The organism is Lactobacillus sp. ESL0700 (assembly GCF_029392095.1).
GTDB lineage: Bacteria > Bacillota > Bacilli > Lactobacillales > Lactobacillaceae > Lactobacillus.
This window is the reverse complement of the sequence record NZ_CP113930.1, coordinates 783,721-800,834: the sequence shown is the minus strand read 5'-3', so window position 1 is coordinate 800,834 and position 17,114 is coordinate 783,721. Positions and strand designations below refer to the sequence as shown.

The 17,114-nt window shown below is 41.0% G+C and carries 11 protein-coding genes; 3 read left to right on the top strand and 8 right to left on the bottom strand.

Annotated features, from left to right (window positions below):
- Positions 1-29: 29 nt before the first annotated feature.
- The 3 genes from OZX63_RS03845 to OZX63_RS03835 form a co-directional block, all read right to left on the bottom strand.
- Positions 30-1,934 (bottom strand): copper-translocating P-type ATPase, encoded by a 1,905-nt coding sequence (locus OZX63_RS03845; protein WP_277144768.1) that lies wholly within the window; start codon positions 1,932-1,934, stop codon positions 30-32.
- A 10-nt stretch (positions 1,935-1,944) separates the two neighbouring features.
- Entirely contained in the window at positions 1,945-2,316 is a 372-nt protein-coding gene (locus OZX63_RS03840) for a cupredoxin domain-containing protein (RefSeq protein ID WP_277144766.1), read from the bottom strand.
- 138 nt (positions 2,317-2,454) lie between these two features.
- Positions 2,455-2,691 carry a hypothetical protein gene (locus tag OZX63_RS03835; RefSeq protein WP_277144764.1) on the bottom strand — a complete coding sequence of 79 codons (237 nt, stop codon included), beginning with the start codon at positions 2,689-2,691 and terminating at the stop codon, positions 2,455-2,457.
- Positions 2,692-2,911: 220 nt separating this feature from the next.
- On the opposite strand from OZX63_RS03835, the gene OZX63_RS03830 reads away from it, so the two are divergent.
- Genes OZX63_RS03830 through OZX63_RS03820 form a run of 3 tightly spaced genes read left to right on the top strand, consistent with a single transcriptional unit; the run spans position 2,912 to position 4,490 of the window.
- Positions 2,912-3,337: a YjdF family protein gene (locus OZX63_RS03830; protein ID WP_277144762.1), complete on the top strand. Its 426-nt coding sequence runs from the start codon at positions 2,912-2,914 to the stop codon at positions 3,335-3,337.
- Positions 3,338-3,363: 26 nt separating this feature from the next.
- Positions 3,364-3,840 carry an HIT family protein gene (locus OZX63_RS03825; protein ID WP_277144760.1) on the top strand — a complete coding sequence of 159 codons (477 nt, stop codon included), beginning with the start codon at positions 3,364-3,366 and terminating at the stop codon, positions 3,838-3,840.
- Positions 3,837-4,490: an NAD(P)H-binding protein gene (locus OZX63_RS03820; RefSeq protein ID WP_277144759.1), complete on the top strand. Its 654-nt coding sequence runs from the start codon at positions 3,837-3,839 to the stop codon at positions 4,488-4,490. The genes OZX63_RS03825 and OZX63_RS03820 overlap by 4 nt, the downstream gene beginning before the upstream one ends.
- Before the next feature lie 97 nt (positions 4,491-4,587).
- Here OZX63_RS03820 and OZX63_RS03815 read toward each other — a convergent pair whose 3' ends face one another.
- The 5 genes from OZX63_RS03815 to OZX63_RS03795 all read right to left on the bottom strand — a co-directional run bounded on the left by OZX63_RS03815 (position 4,588) and on the right by OZX63_RS03795 (position 17,052).
- Positions 4,588-5,148, bottom strand: coding sequence for a VanZ family protein (locus OZX63_RS03815; RefSeq protein WP_277144757.1), 561 nt, complete (start codon positions 5,146-5,148; stop codon positions 4,588-4,590).
- A gap of 147 nt (positions 5,149-5,295) precedes the next feature.
- Positions 5,296-14,100 (bottom strand): Rib/alpha-like domain-containing protein, encoded by an 8,805-nt coding sequence (locus OZX63_RS03810; protein WP_277144755.1) that lies wholly within the window; start codon positions 14,098-14,100, stop codon positions 5,296-5,298.
- Positions 14,101-14,493: 393 nt separating this feature from the next.
- Positions 14,494-14,931: a threonine/serine exporter family protein gene (locus tag OZX63_RS03805; protein ID WP_277144753.1), complete on the bottom strand. Its 438-nt coding sequence runs from the start codon at positions 14,929-14,931 to the stop codon at positions 14,494-14,496.
- Positions 14,932-14,949: 18 nt separating this feature from the next.
- Positions 14,950-15,693, bottom strand: a complete 744-nt coding sequence (locus OZX63_RS03800) for a threonine/serine exporter family protein (protein WP_277144751.1) — start codon at positions 15,691-15,693, stop codon at positions 14,950-14,952.
- Positions 15,694-15,825: 132 nt separating this feature from the next.
- Positions 15,826-17,052 (bottom strand): ArgE/DapE family deacylase, encoded by a 1,227-nt coding sequence (locus OZX63_RS03795; protein ID WP_277144749.1) that lies wholly within the window; start codon positions 17,050-17,052, stop codon positions 15,826-15,828.
- Positions 17,053-17,114 lie beyond the last annotated feature (62 nt).

Sequence of the window (17,114 nt, the reverse complement as noted above, 5' to 3'; positions counted from 1 at the left end):
TTCAACATTAACGTTCCTTTTTCACATAACTAAATTTTTGCTTTTCCTAATAAGACCGAACTAATGACTACGGACAATGAGCTAAAGGCCATCGCCAATCCCGCTAACTCAGGGCTAAGTACTAAGCCAATGCCAGCAAACAATCCCGCCGCAATTGGAATTCCCAGTACATTATAAATAAATGCCCAAAACAAATTGAGTTTAATGCGGTTAAAAGTCTTGCGGCTTAATCTTAATGCGCGAACAACATCCATCAGGTCGTTTTTCACTAAAACAATGCCACCAGCATCAATTGCGACGTCTGTGCCGGAGCCCATTGCAATCCCAACGTCAGCCTGGGTTAACGCGGGGGCATCATTAATCCCGTCACCAACAAAGGCAACCTTGTCAGTTTGTTGCAATTTTTGAATTGCGGCGGCTTTACCTGTTGGTAAAACACCGGCAATTACTTCATCAATTCCTACCTGCTGGGCGATTGCATGAGCCACTTGCGCATTATCCCCCGTCAACATGACGGTCTTTAATCCTGCTGCTTTCAGTTGTGCAATTGCCTTGCTGCTATTTTTCTTAGGTACATCTTGAATAGCAACTAGCCCAATAATTTTGCCAGCTAAACCAACGACTACAACTGTTTTTGCTTCTTGCTCAAACGTCGCAATCTGCTTTGTTAATTCATCCGAGATTGTGCCAGCAGCCCTACTTGCCGGGCTACCAGCAAATGCTTCTTTGCCATCAATCGTGCCAGTTACACCCTGACCTTCAATTGCCCGAAAGTTGCTGACGGCCCGCAAATGAACCTGTGATTTTTTAGCAGCCTGCAAAACCGCTGAAGCTAGCGGGTGTTCCGATAACTTTTCCAAGCTAGCCGCAACTGCTAAAACATGCTTATCACCAACAACATCAGTTACTTGAGGATGACCTGCGGTAATTGTTCCCGTCTTATCAAAGACAATTGTATTCAAGTTATTTGCGGCTTCCAGCACTTCACCATTTTTAATTAAAATACCCTTTTTGGCACCTAAACCTGTGCCAACCATTAAGGCCGTCGGCGTGGCTAAGCCAAGCGCACACGGACAAGCAATGACTAATACTGACACCGCAAAAACCAAGGCCGTTCCTGCACTTTTACCAAGTAAAAGAAACCAGACTAAAAAGGTAGCAATTGCAATGATTAAAACCGTGGGAACAAAAATATCGGCAACACGATCAGTTAAATTTTGGATTGGTGCGTGACTATTTTGGGCCTTTTTTACAATGGCCACAATTTGCGCCAACATCGTGTCACGGCCAACCTTTTGTGCTTTAAATTCAAAAGTACCATTCTGGTTAATCGTCGCGCCAACAACTTGATCGCCGGGCTTCTTACCTGCTGGCATACTTTCGCCGGTGACCATTGACTCATCAACACTTGAAATACCAGAAACAACCACACCATCAACCGGCACCTTTTGCCCTGGCTTAACTTGGATCAAATCGCCTGCCACCACTTCTGCGATTGGCACACTGACAAACTTGCCAGCACGTTTAACCAGTGCATCCTTTGCCTGCAGATTAGCCAACTTGCCAATGGCATCTGACGCATTGCTGCGCATTTTTGCTTCTAAAACCTGCCCGAGCAGTACAAAAGTAATTACAAACGCTGCACTTTCAAAGAAAACCGGCAAGTGCTTGAACATGGCATAAATGCTGTAAATATAAGCAGTTAGTGTCCCTAATGCAACGAGCGTGTCCATGTTGGCGTGGTGCTTTTTAAATGATGCCCATGCACTGCTAATGAATGGTCCTGCTGAAATTAACATCACAAGAGTTGTCAAAATTAATATGGTCCATTCTCCGCCAGGGAGCATCCAGCCAGTAAATGGATGGAGCACCATTTCTGCTAGCATTGGCAGCGATAAAACTAGTGCTGTCCAAAAGCGCATTGTAATTTTCATTTAGTAGCTCCTACTTAACAATCACTTGACCGTGGAACATATTCATACTGCATGCCCAATCATAAACGCCAGGCTTAGTTGTATCAATCTTTACTTCCTTAACCTGACCTTGAGGCAACTTTTGGTCAATGCCCAAGTCAGAAAAAATAACATGGTCAAGACAAGTTGATGCATCCGTGCGCTTAAACTTTAAAGTTGCAGGCACACCTTTTTTAAGGACAACACGTTCAGGCGAGTAACCTCCCTTGACTTCGATGTCCACATTTTGTTGATCATCATTAACTACAGCCTGTTCCGCCTGCACTTGATGCTGGCCAAAGAACCACCATGCAATAAAACCTATTAAAACAATACCAATTAGAAAAATAATAATCTTAGTCATGTTCTTTACCTCGTTGAATTCATTTCAATGTCTACATTTGTAAACTATAGTTAGTATATATCCTAAATTTACATTTGTAAACATTAACGCTTTTTGGGTAAAAAAATACTCGCTAAATTTAATTAGCGAGTTAATTCTTTAGTCTGCATCAACGCGATTAAGCCACATTGCCAGTGAACGATCGGCTGGTTGAGTGCCGACTTCAGCCAGAATATGCTTGAGCTGCGTGCGACTAGTAGGCACATTAGTCAAAACCAAATTCAAATATTCAGCCAGTGACAAGCCTAATTTATCAATTCTTAATTGTGCATTAGTCAGTGCACTGCTGTCCAAATTTATCGAAGTTAATTGTTCATTCATTTTAATTTCTTCCATCCTAATCCTTTCCCTCCAAGTTTATACTGCAAGAAATTATTCTAAGCAAAAAATGGTGTTAGTGCAAGGTTTTTGCGCTTCTCTAGAGCAGTTTATGCTATATTAATATCAGAAAGTAAAAACACAGTTCGGCTGGTAGTCCGGACGTGATCGCACGCGATCATCAGTAACCTGCCTCCTTGGTTGTCCATCTTTCTTAAATTTTAAGGAGGATGACATTATGTCAATTGTTTATAGTTCTTTAACCATCATCTTTGAAGCGCCATTTTATCAAGCTATCTTTGAGCGGCGTGTCGGCACAAGTTATGAAGTTGCCAAAGTCAATATGGGGACTTCTGAGCCCAAGACTACCCTAATTTATTCGCTGATTATTAATCACTGGCATGAAATCAAGTTTTTTCGGCAAGATAGTCCTGAATTAGAGATTAATACCAAAAGAATTAATCCTAAAAGACGGCAACGCTTAGCCAAAAAGGCAATTAAGAATGACGGTCTCGGCACTAAAGCGCAAATTGCTTTACAAAGACAGCTGGAGCAATTTAAACTATCTAAAAAAACAGCCAATCAGCAGCAAAAAGCCCGAGTTGCTCAAGAGAAGTTTAAATTACGGCAAAAGAAGAAACTAGAAAAACATAAAGGTCATTAATTTTTAACAGTAGGGAGCGGATTTTAATGACAAATAATCAGTGTGAAATTTGTCGGCGAATTGAGCTCATCAACCAGCACCAGAACCCCTATTTCGTCAAGGAACTGTCAACGGGATATGTGGTCTTAGGTGACTCGCAGTACTTTAAGGGTTATACTTTGTTTTTATGTAAAAAGCACGTCACGGAACTGCATTTTTTACCGCGAGAATATCAGGATTTATTTTTGCATGAAATGAGCTTGGTCAGTGAAGCTGTCGCAAATGCCTTTAAGGCAGATAAGATGAACTGTGAATTGCTGGGCAACGGCGATTCGCATGTTCACTGGCACCTGTTTCCAAGACACACTGGGGACACGCCCAGGCCTGGACCTGTCTGGTGGGTTAATCCTGAGGTGATGTATAGCTTAGAAGCACAACCAAATTCCGAGCAATTACAGGTGTTAAAGATGGCATTACAAACTTCATTAGATGAAGTTTTAAGTAAGTATGGAGGAAAATTATGAAAGTATTTGTAATTGGAGCAACTGGTATGGCAGGCTCCGCTTTTGTCAAAGAAGCAGCTAAAAACAATCTCGAAATTATTGCCAATGGTCGTTCAACCGACAAGCTGGCCAAGTTAAAGGCTGAGGTGCCCAGTATTCAAACTGTCGCTCAAGATGCCTTCACGCTAACCAAAGATGATTTCGGTGACTGTGATGTGATCGTTGATGCCTTTTCAACGGCTCCAGCACAAGCATATCGCCACACTGACTTAGCTGCTCATTTAATTCGTTTATTCAGAGAAACCACCAGTCCGCGATTGGCCTTTATTCTTGGTGCCGGCAGCTTAATAACCGGTGCTGACCATCATCGCGTTTTACAAGATATTGAACAGGATGAGTCAACTAAACCTTGGCGCAACACTCCAAAGAACCAATACTTTGAGTACCAATTCCTGCAAAATGTCGATAATGTTAATTGGTTCGGTATCTCGCCAGCTAATCTATTCGTCCCTGGAGAAAAAGCCGCTAAAATTCTTACTGGCAAGGACGAGCTGCTGTATAACGAGCAAGGTGAATCAGTTACCACTGCCGGAACAATGGCTACGGCTTTGGTTCAAGAAATTTTAACCCCGAAGCACCATCAGGAACGCTTCACTGTTGCTAATGGCTAGGCTAAATTTATTTTAACCAAATTTAAAAGTGCTCCATAATTGTTAGACGTCAAGTCAACAATTAGGGGGCACTTTTTTTAATGTTTATAGTTATTTTTCAAAATATAGGTTTGAATATTTTGTTGCAAAATTTAAAGAAGACAAAGCCAAGCATAGAGCCCAACGTGTTCAATAACAGGTCATTAACATCAAAAATTCTATTTCCAAGATAGAAAAAACTTAGAGTTAATTGTGTACTCTCAATTAATAACGAGCTTAAAAACATTAATCCAAGATTGTTCCAAAGTTTGGCATATTTATCATTAAGCATAGCCACAAAGAAAGATAATGGTGCTAGTAATATAATGTTCCCTATTAATTGTAAAGGCAGATATGTTCCCAACACATCGAACCTGAGGTTAATGAAAAGCTGCTTGCCATACTTTTCAATAGGCAATGAGCCATTTAAAAATAAAGGGATTGGAAAAATTGTAACGTCAATTAACATCCATAAATAAATCAGCAATGAGCCAATCAATAATATTTTTACTAACTTAAATTGCTTGTTTTTAAATTGTCTAATAGCAATGAAAATAAATACAAACAAAAATATTGGCAATAACATCGTGCCATTTATTTCTATTGGCGCAACATACCATTTCCCAGAAATATTAACCATCTCGTCACCTTTAACATTTCTTTATACCTTTTTATTTAATATATTATAAAAGCCCATTCTTGTCTATGCAAAATTAATATTAATTAAAATACAAACAAAAAACTGCTTGATTTTCATCAAACAGTTTTTTCATTTACACTAATTTATCTAAAAATTAGCGGTTTTAACATAAGTCTTGTTACCAACAATGTAGTATGAAGCACCGTGCAACTTGACTGGATTACCATAAACAGTAATCTTCTTGCCACGCTTCAAGGTCTTCTTGCTAACGCGACTGCCATATCTGTTATAGACATACGCATTATGCTTCAAGCTTACCTTAGTGCCCGTAATATTTTCAACTGCAATGTAGTAACCCTTATCAGTCTTATAGAAGTTTCTACCAGCAATACTGTGCACCGTCTGGTCAATCTTGACCCGCGTGCCAGCATTCAGGATAATGCCATTAGCTCGCTTGCCGTTTTCATCGTACAAGTAAGAGTTGTGCATTATCCGGTCCTTAGTTGGATCAGCAGCAATTGCTTGGACTGGTGTCAGATCACGCTTTGGCTTCTTAAAGTTCGTGGCTCTCAAGAAGTAACCATTATCAAGCTTGTAGTACTTCTTACCCCGAATATTAATTGGTTCACCGTAAGTCTTAACCGTCTTGCCGCGCTTGAATACCTTCTTAGTAACCCGCGTGCCATATTGGTTATAAACATAGGCATTGTGAGTCAACTTTTGCTTAGTACTCAAGACATTACCAGTAGCTAAGTAGTGGTTATCATCCAAGATGTAGAAGTCTCTGCCGTCAATCGTCTTGATACCATATACTGGAACAACTGAACCAGTCTTATAGACTAATTCGTTAATCCGTTGACCTGCCTCGTTGTAGAGGTATGCATTATGGTGCAAAGTTACGGTTTCGCCCTTCTTAGTGCCAATAGTGACTGAAACTGGGACAACTACCTTTGTGCCACCAGGCAAAGTTACCAATACTGAAGCAGAAAGCGTCTTACCAGCAACTGATGTGTCTGGAACTTCTTGCCACTTGTAGGTGGTACCTGCTGGCAAGCTTGCTGAGTTACTGATTGCTTGTTCGGCATATTCAGTATCATTACTCAAGTCTTTACCTTGTGGAATTGTGACACTGCCGCCAATTGGTTGTGAATCGTTACTTGATGATGAACCAGTATCATTGCCAGAACCACCATTATTCGTAACATTCAGTGGTACCTTAACTACTTGCTTAGTGCCGTCACTATACTTAATTACAACGTAAGCTTCCTTTTGTCCAGGGTTACTTGTATCAAGTGTACCTGTACCATCTGACCTGCTTGCCCAACTAAACTTAGCATCTGGATATTGTTGCAAAATATCATCGGCTATGCCATGACCTAAAGCATTCTTAGCTTGGTCTTCAGTTGGTTGTTTACCAGGTGCTACTTCTGCAGGAGCAGGAGTGCTACCTGTGACGTCAGAGTGCTCGGAACCAACAATATTAGCTTTAACTGTTATTGGCTCACTAACTGAACCGTCTTTATAGTGAACGACAACTTCAACATCTTGATCATCACCCGGTTTATTTGGAACTTTATCAGACCAAGTTAAGTGATCTACCACTTCCCAATTGTCAATTGAGATAATTTGCTTCATTTTATCCAGATCTTTAAAGCTAGCTGGTTCCTTGGCGACTGGATTGCCAGTGCCAGAATCATGAACTAAGTGCGTCAAAATCGGAGTAGTTGCGTTGTCAGGTGCTGGAACTGGATGATTATCATCAGCCATCGTGCTATCAGCAACATTCAGCTCAATTGGTACAATTTGCGTCGTGCCATCGCCGTAATCAATTACAACAAAGGCATTCTTCTTACCTGGAGTACTTGTATCAACTGTACCTGTACCGTCACTGTTTCCTGCCAATGAATACTTAGCATTTGGATAGTGAGCATCTATCTTCTGAACGTCATCTTCGTTTAAAGCATTCTTTGCCACGTTTGGATCTGGAGTGCTATCCTTGCAGACTGTTGTTGGCTTATCACTCTTGCGTGCATCAAGGACGTTGACATTAATCTTAAATGTATCGCTCTTTGTACCATCCTTATAATGAGCGACAACTTCAACTTGTTGATTATCGCCAACTGCTGTTGGTCCTGTACCGTCGGCCCAATCTACATGATCAACTAAGTCAGCTGGATCACCACTGCCAGAAATCTGCATGAAGTCCTTGAATTTTGTAGGATCTTTAAATTCATCAGGCGTTGCAACACCGGTTGTTGTTAAGTGCGTTGTGACAGAACCATCCGTCTTTTCTGGCGTATGAGTGTCCCCTGGCGTCTTTGGATTAACAGTTAATGGTACCTTCAATACTTGCTTACTGCCATCATCATAATCAATTATGACGTAGGCATCTTTTTGTCCAGGTTTACTTGTATCAAGAGTTCCAGTACCATCTGGCTTGTTAGCCCAGCCAAATTTAGTATTCGGATATTGTTGCAAAATCTGATCAACTAAATCTTTCTGACCTAAAACTTCTTTTGCTTGGTCCGCAGTCGGCTGCTCGCCTTCTGTAACTTCCGCATGGTTCGTTACCCCAGCAACATCTAAGTGTTGAACACCATAAATATTGGCCTTAACAGTTATTGGGGCACTAACTGAACCGTCTTTGTAGTGAACCATTACCTGAACATCTTGGTTTTCACCCGGTTTATCTGGTGATGCAGCTGCCCAAGTTAAGTAATCTACTTTATCCCAATCAGGATCACTAATACCTGAAATAATCTTCTTCATCTCATCCAGATGATCAGTAGAAAAGCCATCTGGATACTTAGTAATCGGGTTACCAGTACCATAATCGTGAATTAGGTGCGCCTTAATCGGCTCAGTTGCGTTAACAGGTGCTACAACTGGATGAAGAATATCAGCATCACGTTCACTACCAACCGTCAGGTCAATCTTTACGGTTTGCTTGGTGCCATCACCATAATCAACTACAACATAGGCTGAACTAGTACCTGGCGTACTTGTATCGACTTTACCGGTGCCGTCACTATTTTTAGCAAATGAATACTTAACATTTGGATATTGCCCATCTATCTTCTGAACTTGTTCCAGAATCAAAGCATTCTTGGCTTCTGCTTCACCAGGCTCGCTATTAACTTTAACAGTTGTTGGCTTATCGGTCTTCTTCTCGGCACCAATTACATTAACTGGCAGTTTAAATGGTGCACTAGTTGAACCATCCTTGTAATGAGCAACAACGTTAAGTGACTGGCCATCACCAATCGTATCTGGTTGGGCGCCGTCCCAGCTCAAATGATCAATCTTGGCACTCGAATCATCGCTGCCATCATTGAGCTTAATGTTGTCCTTAATCCAAGCTGGATCAGTAAATTCAGGAACCTTAACTTCACTGTGCAGACCATTAGCTAAGTGAGTTGTAATAGTTGCTGCTTGAGTTGCATCAATGTTGCCAGTATTAGAATCAGCTTGAGATTTAATAGTTAAGTCAACTTGGACAGTCTGAATGGTACCGTCGCCGTAGTCAACAACAACGTAAGGTTGTGAACTGCCAACTTTACTTGTATCAACGGTTCCTGAACCATCGGCACTAGTTGCCCATCTGTACTTAACATTTGGATATTTAGCTTTAATCTTAGCGTTTTCTGCTGGGTCCAAAGCTGCTTCCGCAATAACACCCGTTAATTTATCACCTGCCGCAATCGTCGTTGGTGTGTCTGTCTTCTTGGCACTTAACACATTAACGTTAATTGTGAACGGATCACTAACTGAATTATCTTTGTAGTGCGCAATTACTTGGAACTGTTGATTATCACCAGCAGTTGTTGGAGCATCATTAGCCCAAGTTAACTTGGCAACAACGCTGCTAAGGTCATCAACACCAGGGATTTGCATAAAGTCATCCATCTTTGACGGATCATTAAATTCTGGTGGCATTGTAACGCCATTAGTTGTCATGTGAGTTGTGACAGAGCCACTAGTTGCTTCTGGCTTATAAGTTGCACCTGATGTCGGCTTTTCATTAACTGTTAAGTCAACTTGGACAGCTTCCTTAGTGCCATCTTCATAACTAATAATGACATATGGGTGTTGTTCTCCGGCATTACTAATATCAACGTCGCCTGTACCATCTGCATTTGCGGCCCATGAATATGTAGCACCAGGGAACTTGTAATCAATTGCCATCACATCAGTAGAATTCAAAGCTGACTTAGCCCGACCCTCATCCAACTTGCTATTATCGCCAGCTGTAATGGTGGTTGGAGTGTCAGCCTTTCTTGCACCAATTACCTTAACATTGATACTCTCAGTAACTGACGTACCATCCTTAAAGGTAATCTTAATCTTAGCTTTGGCTTGTTCATTTGCTTCGCTTACGTTAGGAAAACCATCTGTTGCCCACTCAATCTTAGCGATATTAGCGTCTTCAGTATTACCTAAGAATGAACTTGGATCATCAAATTCTTTTGGTGCCTGTGAGACATCGCTACCTACGTTAGCAACGTGTAAGACAACCCGGTGGTTCTGCACAAAGTTGATTTGTGAACTCTGTCTTGGCACTGTTAAGACTGATGAAACTTCTTTTTCAGTACCATCGTGGAACTTAATGTGAATTGTTTCAATATAAGTTCCTGGATTAACAACCTTACCATCTGTAATATTAACCGTTGATGCAAATGTAGCTTCGGCATCACTTGGCAAATCATTTACCATTTCAGCAGCGGTGATTGCAGCGCCAATCTTCTTAGTAACTGTCTTACCAGTAACCGAATCGGTATGCTTTTCGCCATCAGAAACTACTCTGACATAACCTGTGACAATCTTAACCGAACCATCGTTGAAGGTTAACTTAATTTGTGATTGCTTCAAGCCAGCTGTATCCGTTATTTCGGTTTTAACATTAGGATCAACCCATTCAGCTTTTGGATTACCCTTAAGTTCTGTAAAGTTGTCAATCACGCTTTCTGCGTTAACTGAACTATTCAAGTTAACCCGAACTGTCTTGACGTGCGGGTTGTTCTTTTCGGCTTCAGTTGCGGTATCAGACGGTATTTCATTAACAATAATTTGTGTTGGCACTTCATCTGTTGAACCATCTGCATAAGTAATCTTAATCTTGTTTTGCGTTACACCAACTGTATCTTTTGACGGATTAATTACATATTCAAACTTGGTTGCATTAGTCAAATCTGCGCTGTTGATTACCGCATCCTTTGCATCTGGAATTGTCTCCCCAACATTAATGCAGACATTCTTTGCCCGTGGACGTGCAGCCGAATGGGCATCACTGAGGACATCAACAACTACTGGGACATTGTTCGATGTGCCATCTGGATAAGTTACCTTAACAACAGCTGCTTGAATACCCAATCTGTTCAAATCATTAACAACTGGGGCTGTTTGCCATGAGAAAGTCGTTCCTTCTGGCAGGCTGTCAGCGTTAGAAATTGCGGCTTTAGCTTGGTCATCAGTTGCCGTTGCTGTTGCGCCATAGTTAATATCGGTTCTTTGACCTAACGGGTCATTGTCTTGCGTTGGGTTAGCATTACCAACAATTACCGGAACAGTGACATAGTCAATTGAGCCGTCTGCATACGTTACTTTAACCGTGCCAACAGCTGAACCTTCGTGTGTCAAATCAGGTTCATTTTGCCACTCATATTGGGCATCAGCCGGTAACTCAGCATTATTAGCAATTGAATCCTTAGCATCAGGTACCGCGCCGTTCAAGTCAGCAGTCTGTGTCTTGCCTTCTGGCATTTCCTTTGAGGCAGTGTCATAAACGTTAACTAAGACAGGAATGCGATCGGTCGTCCCATCGACATAAGTGACATCAACCCAAGCTGACTTATCACCGGTTGTCGTAGTATCAACTGGACTTTCCCACTTGAATGTTGCATCAGGTGGGAAGTTTGCTGGCTTGTAAATTGCATCCTTAGCAGTGGCATCATCCATCGTTGTGTTTTTAGCAACGGACACACCTTCGGAATTTTGACCAGAACCAGCTAATTGATCATGATACAAATTATTTTGTTGTTTATTAATTGTTACATCAACTGGTACAAGTTGCTTACCATCAACGTTTTCTGGTGTATGTGGCAGACCTTTCTTATAGTAGGTTAAAACAACATAGCCTGGCACTGTCTTATTTGGAACTTGATCCGCGTAAGAAACGTAGCCTTGGTCCATTGGCGTGCCTTTGTCATCCTTAGCCCATGAATAATCAACGTCGTAACCAGCGTTACTTAAATCAGTAGTTAGTGTTGTCGTATCTTTAAGTGCTTGCTTAGCCTGATCAGTCGTTGGCACTACCCCATTAGGTGTTGTCGTTGACTGATTATCTGCCTTTTCGCCGCCAAGAACATTGACCTGAACACCGTCAACTTCTGCAGTTGATCCATCTTCAAAGGTTACTCGCAATTTAGCCGTCTTTTCACCAGTTGCATCATTGATAATGTCACTAACATTAGTGTCATCATCCCAAGTAACACCTGTTACATGGTCTAACTTACCACCTAAAAATTCATGCCACTTATTAGAATCAGTAAAGTCTGGCACTATTGGATCATTTTCACTTGGAATGGTAACTGCATGAACAGCAACTGGACCACTACCAGCTGTAATTCCAGATGCAGTTGCTTGATCTTCACCCATAAAGACATTTGCGGGAACTAATTGTGTCCCATCTGGTTGACCATCAGCACGGTGATAAGTTACCAAAACTTGAACGGCATTATTACCAGTTTGCAAATCTGCCTGAGTTAACGGACCTGAGCCATCAGCCTTGTACCATTCATAAGTTGGATTTAAGCCACTTGCATCACCATTAAAAACAACGGCATCTTTTGCTTGCTCAGCTGTTGGGAACTTACCATGGTCAACTTTTTGCGTATCACCGGACGAACTAGCCAAAATAACCTTCAGCATTACCGGAATATCATCAGTCGTGCCATCACCATAAGTTACCTGAATGACCGCATTACCTAAGTTAGTATCGCCTTCTGGGCCAACTTGCGAACCAATATTTTCAATTAAATTACCGGTCGTATCTTTAACCAAACCACCGTCAATCAAATTACCATTGGCATCCATTGCCTTGTTTGGCAGCCATGCAATACCAGTAATGGTCTCATTACTTGGATTAATACTATCAACAAGAGTTAATAAGTCAGCAATATCTTTTGGAGTATTATCATGGCTATCAACTGCATTCAATCTGTCATTAGCAAGACCAATTCCGCTTGTCTGACCGCCGTGGACTTCAAGACTAGTTGAAGAAATATTGTAGCGCCCAGCATCAGTCTTCTTCCAGGAATCATAAAGATCAGTCCCCAGTTCAAAACCAGCAGAACCGTTAAAACCACCGGCAGTATTAATTACCGTTTGAAAATCGTCTATTGTGCTTAAGTCTTGGAATGTCTTGTTGGCCTTACCATCTTGCAGAATGTTTTCTGGTAAAGTTGGGTTAGCCAAAATCTGCATCTTATCATCGGTTAGGGTAGGGTCCATGATATTGGCATTATCAGAATCTTGAATGATCCACTTATAGTGGTCAGTAATCATCCCCATCTTAGCACCAGAAATATCGGTTATTGGGAAGTTAAAGTTATTAACATCTGCAGTATCGCTAGTGATACTGAAAATCTTCGGTGTATCAACCTTTAACTTAATCTGGTTGTCTTTACCTGGGTTAACACCAGCATCCGAAGAATTATTATAAATATGAGTTACCGAACCCTTTTTCAGCTTCAACCACATCGGCGGAATACCATCATCAACCCGGTATAAGAAGTTAACTGATGGATCAATTGTCATATCAAAGGTTGCGTTTTCACCGACCTCGACTCTGGCAGTATCGGTTGTCCCAGTACCACGCAATGCACTCTTAGTATTGGCAACATGAATATTTACCTTGGAACTATCCTCAAGGATAAAGATGTCGCAGATAAAGCTAGATGAAGTTCCGACAGTTGGCGCAAAGTCAATCGTCACATCAGACCCAGTCATTGCTAACGGTTCTGAATAGTCACTAAAGATATTGCCGTCAATGTTGTAATTAATCTCAACTTTATTTTGAAATTTGATGATGTTATCATAGCTGACATTATCACTCTCGACATTATTCAAGGTAATGGCTTTATCATTATCATAGCCATAGAAGTTGAATGATTCAGGATCATTATTTGGCTTTTGTCCCATCAACTTTAAGTCATTAAAGGTAATCCCGTATGAAAAGTGGGTATCTTGAATAAGGTTGGAGCCAATATCTAAAGTATAGCTGTTACCATTAACAACCTTGTCACTCAAAATCGTGTACTCTTTGGTTTCATTTGGATCGGCGATAATGTCATTTTTCAGATTAATTGTAACAATGGTGTCACTTTCTAAAGCCTTCGTCATTTCATCCCAAGTTGTGACATCGGCCGAAGTTGGAGCAGGGTCATCCTGATTAGTAATTTTTCCGTCGTTTGGTTTGACAGCAGTATCCGTATCTGGCGTGGTTGAATTTGAATCACCAGGCTTGGTAATATCTGTGTCTGCTGGCTGATTAGTATCAGCTGGTTTAGTAGTGTCAGTTGTATTTGTGTCTTCAGCTGGCTTGGCAGTAGAATTTGTATCACTTGAAGTAGGCGTTTCTGGCTTTTCCTGCTCCTTATTGGTATCAGTTTTATCAGTTTCTTCAGTGTCACTCTTACCGCTCTTCAAAAATGATTTCAAGCCCGAATAAGTAGCTAGATTTGGTTTAGCACTAGTTTTGTCATTTGCAGACTGATGCTTATTTTCTAAAGTAGTAGTATCATTTTTGCTTGTTTGAACTTCAGTATCAGATGAAGAAATGGTGTCAGCCTTAGCAGTTTGACCGTTCATTGCCATAAAACTAAAGCCCAACAAAACGGAAGCTGCCCCCACGGTCAACTTCCGGATTGAGAAGCGATCCTTCTTGGATTGCATCTCTGTTTTCCTTAATCTTTCCTTAAAATTATTTTTTCCCAGCATATTTCTACCTCTTATTTATTAGAAAATCAACTTTTCATTGATAATGCTTACACAACTCATGGTAGACCCTATATTTAATTCATACAAGCAGTATGCTTATAGATAACAAAATATATTATAGTTCGATTTGCTTCAAGCTAGTGCTGGCGTATCTTTGCATAAGTTATAAAATAACATTTTTATAAATCGCTTAAATATCAAGGTATAGACCAAAAGAAGCACTATTTCAAAATGAAATAGTGCTTCTAGTTTAATAATTAATTATTAATTTTAACAATTTGCATTATTAGCTAATTAATTGCAAGTTTTTCAATAATATACAATTAGTAGTTTTGTAAACAATATAATTTAGCGACGCTTCCGGTGCATTAATTCAACTACCACTTGTGAAAAGACATAGCCAAGAGCAATTGCACCGGCAACCATTGCCACGTGGATTGTCTTTTGGACGGCAATCATCGGCGAGTGATTAATCATCGCAGCCAAAGCTTCGTAGCCACTGGCTCCCGGCACTAATGGCACTAAGCCACTGACAAACATCGTACTTGGCATTTTCTTTTTCACAGCGAAGATGATCCCTAAGCTGCCAACAACAAACGCCGCCACAAAATTAGCCAAAATCGAGCCAAGGCCAAATTCAAACATGAACCAGTATACGAGCCAGCCAACACAAGCAATGCCGCCGGACGCGTTAAGGGCATTCTTGGGTAAATTGATAAAGAGGTCAAACATGACTGTCCCCAAGTAGCTGAAAAGAACCTGAATTATAAAATGATAAAAAGTCATCTCATCCCCGCCTTTCTGCTACAAGTAGTGCAGCACAACGCCGATGCCAAAGGCCAAGGCACTCAGCGTAATCAAACATTCCATCATCCGTTCCAGTCCCGATAACAAGTTTCCTTCGAAGATGTCACGCACGGCAATAATCATTGGTATCCCCGGCACTGGCGGCATAATCGCACCGATAATGATATTCTGACTGTTAAACCCGAGATGAAAATGAACCCCAATAACCGTGCATAAGCCAATTACTAAGGCACCGAAAAACTCGCTAATAAAGCGAATGCGTACACGCGACGATAAGAACAAGGTCACATAATAGCCCAAGGCTCCTGCAACAAAAGCCAATGGAAAATCACGCCAATCATAAGTCTGCGTAAAGATAAACATGAAAAAAGAACTTTCAAAGCCAGCGGCAAGTGTCTGTACCCAAATTGGAAACTGTGGTTTAGCCGCTTGAACCTGATTTAGGCCAGCTTCTAGCTCATCCAGCGTAATCTGATTAGCAGTATACTGCCGCGACAACCGGTTAACGCCGTTAATTCGGGCCATATTAATCCCCCGCTTTTCAATTTGAATAAATCGGGTATAAGATGCATTTTTCAAACTAACTAAAACGCCCGTCAGGCTAGTAAAGGCCTCAGCCTTACTGCTAGCGGCATGATCAATAATCCGCTTGGTTGTGTCCTCAACACGCCACATTTCTGAACCAGACTCGATTAAAATTTTGGCAGCTAATACGCCAACATCAATTGCTTTGTTTTCCATTTTCATCACCTTAACAAAGTTTAACAGACCTTGTATCCATTTACAGCCCAAGATTAATTAAATAGACAAAATTTTTCTTTTGCTCACTAAAAAGGCAGCACGATCGCTAATTGTGCTGCCCTAATTTAATTATTATTTGCCAAAATTAACCAAAATGTCCTTAAAAATATCAATAAAGTCGAGGTACATTTGCTCGGAAACATACTCATTATCTTGGTGTGGCGTATTGCTGCCAGGACCGTACATCAGATAAGCAAAGCCCATTGGCCGACTAACAAGGAATTTCGATCCATCGGTCCCACCAGAAACGCCTTCAGTTAAGAAGCCACCCTCGTGATATTCAGTATTTGCCATTTGGGCCTCTTTTTTCATCAAGGCTACTTGGTCAGCTGACAGCTTTTGCTTAGCGACATACGGTTGAGCGGCATCTTGAACAACCTTAACTAGTTTAGAATGACGATCACCAATAATGGGAACAATGTCCATGTCAACCGTCATTTTAATATGACCAGTAGTCGAATTGTTGTAATCGTCAATCACTTGCTGGAAGGCCTGCAAAATCTTAGGGTTATCAAGCTCTGGAATTGTCCGCAAATTCAGCTCAGCTTGAGCATAACTTGGAATTGCGTTGACTTGATTACCACCCTTGATGGTATCGATGTTAAAGACAGTTTCACCCAAGACATCGTTTTTGACGCCAGTTGTCAATTCCTTAATGCACTTTTTAATGTTAGTCAAAACATTGAGCAGGTGCTCAACCGCATTATTGCCCAAAAATGGCATGGAGCTGTGAGCTGCCTTACCTTCTGAAGAAATTGTCAGGTCAAGCTCACCTTTATTAGCATAAATAGTTCTGAGCAAGCCCGATGGTTCACCAATTAACAAAGCATCGGCATCAGCAACATAACCTTGCTTTTCCAATTCTTCGGCACCTGGTTGACCAACTTCCTCACCGGCAGTTGCCAATAAACGAATTGTGCCGGCAATTTCTGCACCACTTTCCTTTAGTTCAATCATGGCAATTACCATTGCTGCTAGGCCTGCCTTCATATCAGTAGTGCCGCGGCCATATAATTTATCACCTTTTTTAGTGAGTTTAAACGGATCGGTCTTCCAGTTGTCTTGGTTAACGTCAACTGTGTCCATATGCCCAGAAATAACTAAAACTGGCTTACCTGATCCGAGTTCAGCCACCAAATTAGCCCGATTGGCCTCATCTTTGAGCGGTAAAATCTTGTTCTTAATACCTGCTTTATCAAGCAAATTTTTCAGATAATTGGCTACTGGCAACTCGTCACCATTGACTGAGTGCAAGGCTATTAAATCTTGTAAAATCTGCATTTTTTGTTCTTGTTCCATCTTAATTACCTCCTAACAGTTCATTGTTTAATTATAATACCAATTTTGGATTAAACTAATTT

Bases quoted from the DNA above. Each gene is read 5' to 3' on its own strand.
- OZX63_RS03845 (WP_277144768.1), bottom strand. From the start codon at position 1,934: ATGAAAATTACAATGCGCTTTTGGACAGCACTAGTTTTATCGCTGCCA.
- OZX63_RS03840 (WP_277144766.1), bottom strand. From the start codon at position 2,316: ATGACTAAGATTATTATTTTTCTAATTGGTATTGTTTTAATAGGTTTT.
- OZX63_RS03835 (WP_277144764.1), bottom strand. From the start codon at position 2,691: ATGGAAGAAATTAAAATGAATGAACAATTAACTTCGATAAATTTGGAC.
- OZX63_RS03830 (WP_277144762.1), top strand. From the start codon at position 2,912: ATGTCAATTGTTTATAGTTCTTTAACCATCATCTTTGAAGCGCCATTT.
- OZX63_RS03825 (WP_277144760.1), top strand. From the start codon at position 3,364: ATGACAAATAATCAGTGTGAAATTTGTCGGCGAATTGAGCTCATCAAC.
- OZX63_RS03820 (WP_277144759.1), top strand. From the start codon at position 3,837: ATGAAAGTATTTGTAATTGGAGCAACTGGTATGGCAGGCTCCGCTTTT.
- OZX63_RS03815 (WP_277144757.1), bottom strand. From the start codon at position 5,148: ATGGTTAATATTTCTGGGAAATGGTATGTTGCGCCAATAGAAATAAAT.
- OZX63_RS03810 (WP_277144755.1), bottom strand. From the start codon at position 14,100: ATGCAATCCAAGAAGGATCGCTTCTCAATCCGGAAGTTGACCGTGGGG.
- OZX63_RS03805 (WP_277144753.1), bottom strand. From the start codon at position 14,931: ATGACTTTTTATCATTTTATAATTCAGGTTCTTTTCAGCTACTTGGGG.
- OZX63_RS03800 (WP_277144751.1), bottom strand. From the start codon at position 15,693: ATGGAAAACAAAGCAATTGATGTTGGCGTATTAGCTGCCAAAATTTTA.
- OZX63_RS03795 (WP_277144749.1), bottom strand. From the start codon at position 17,052: ATGGAACAAGAACAAAAAATGCAGATTTTACAAGATTTAATAGCCTTG.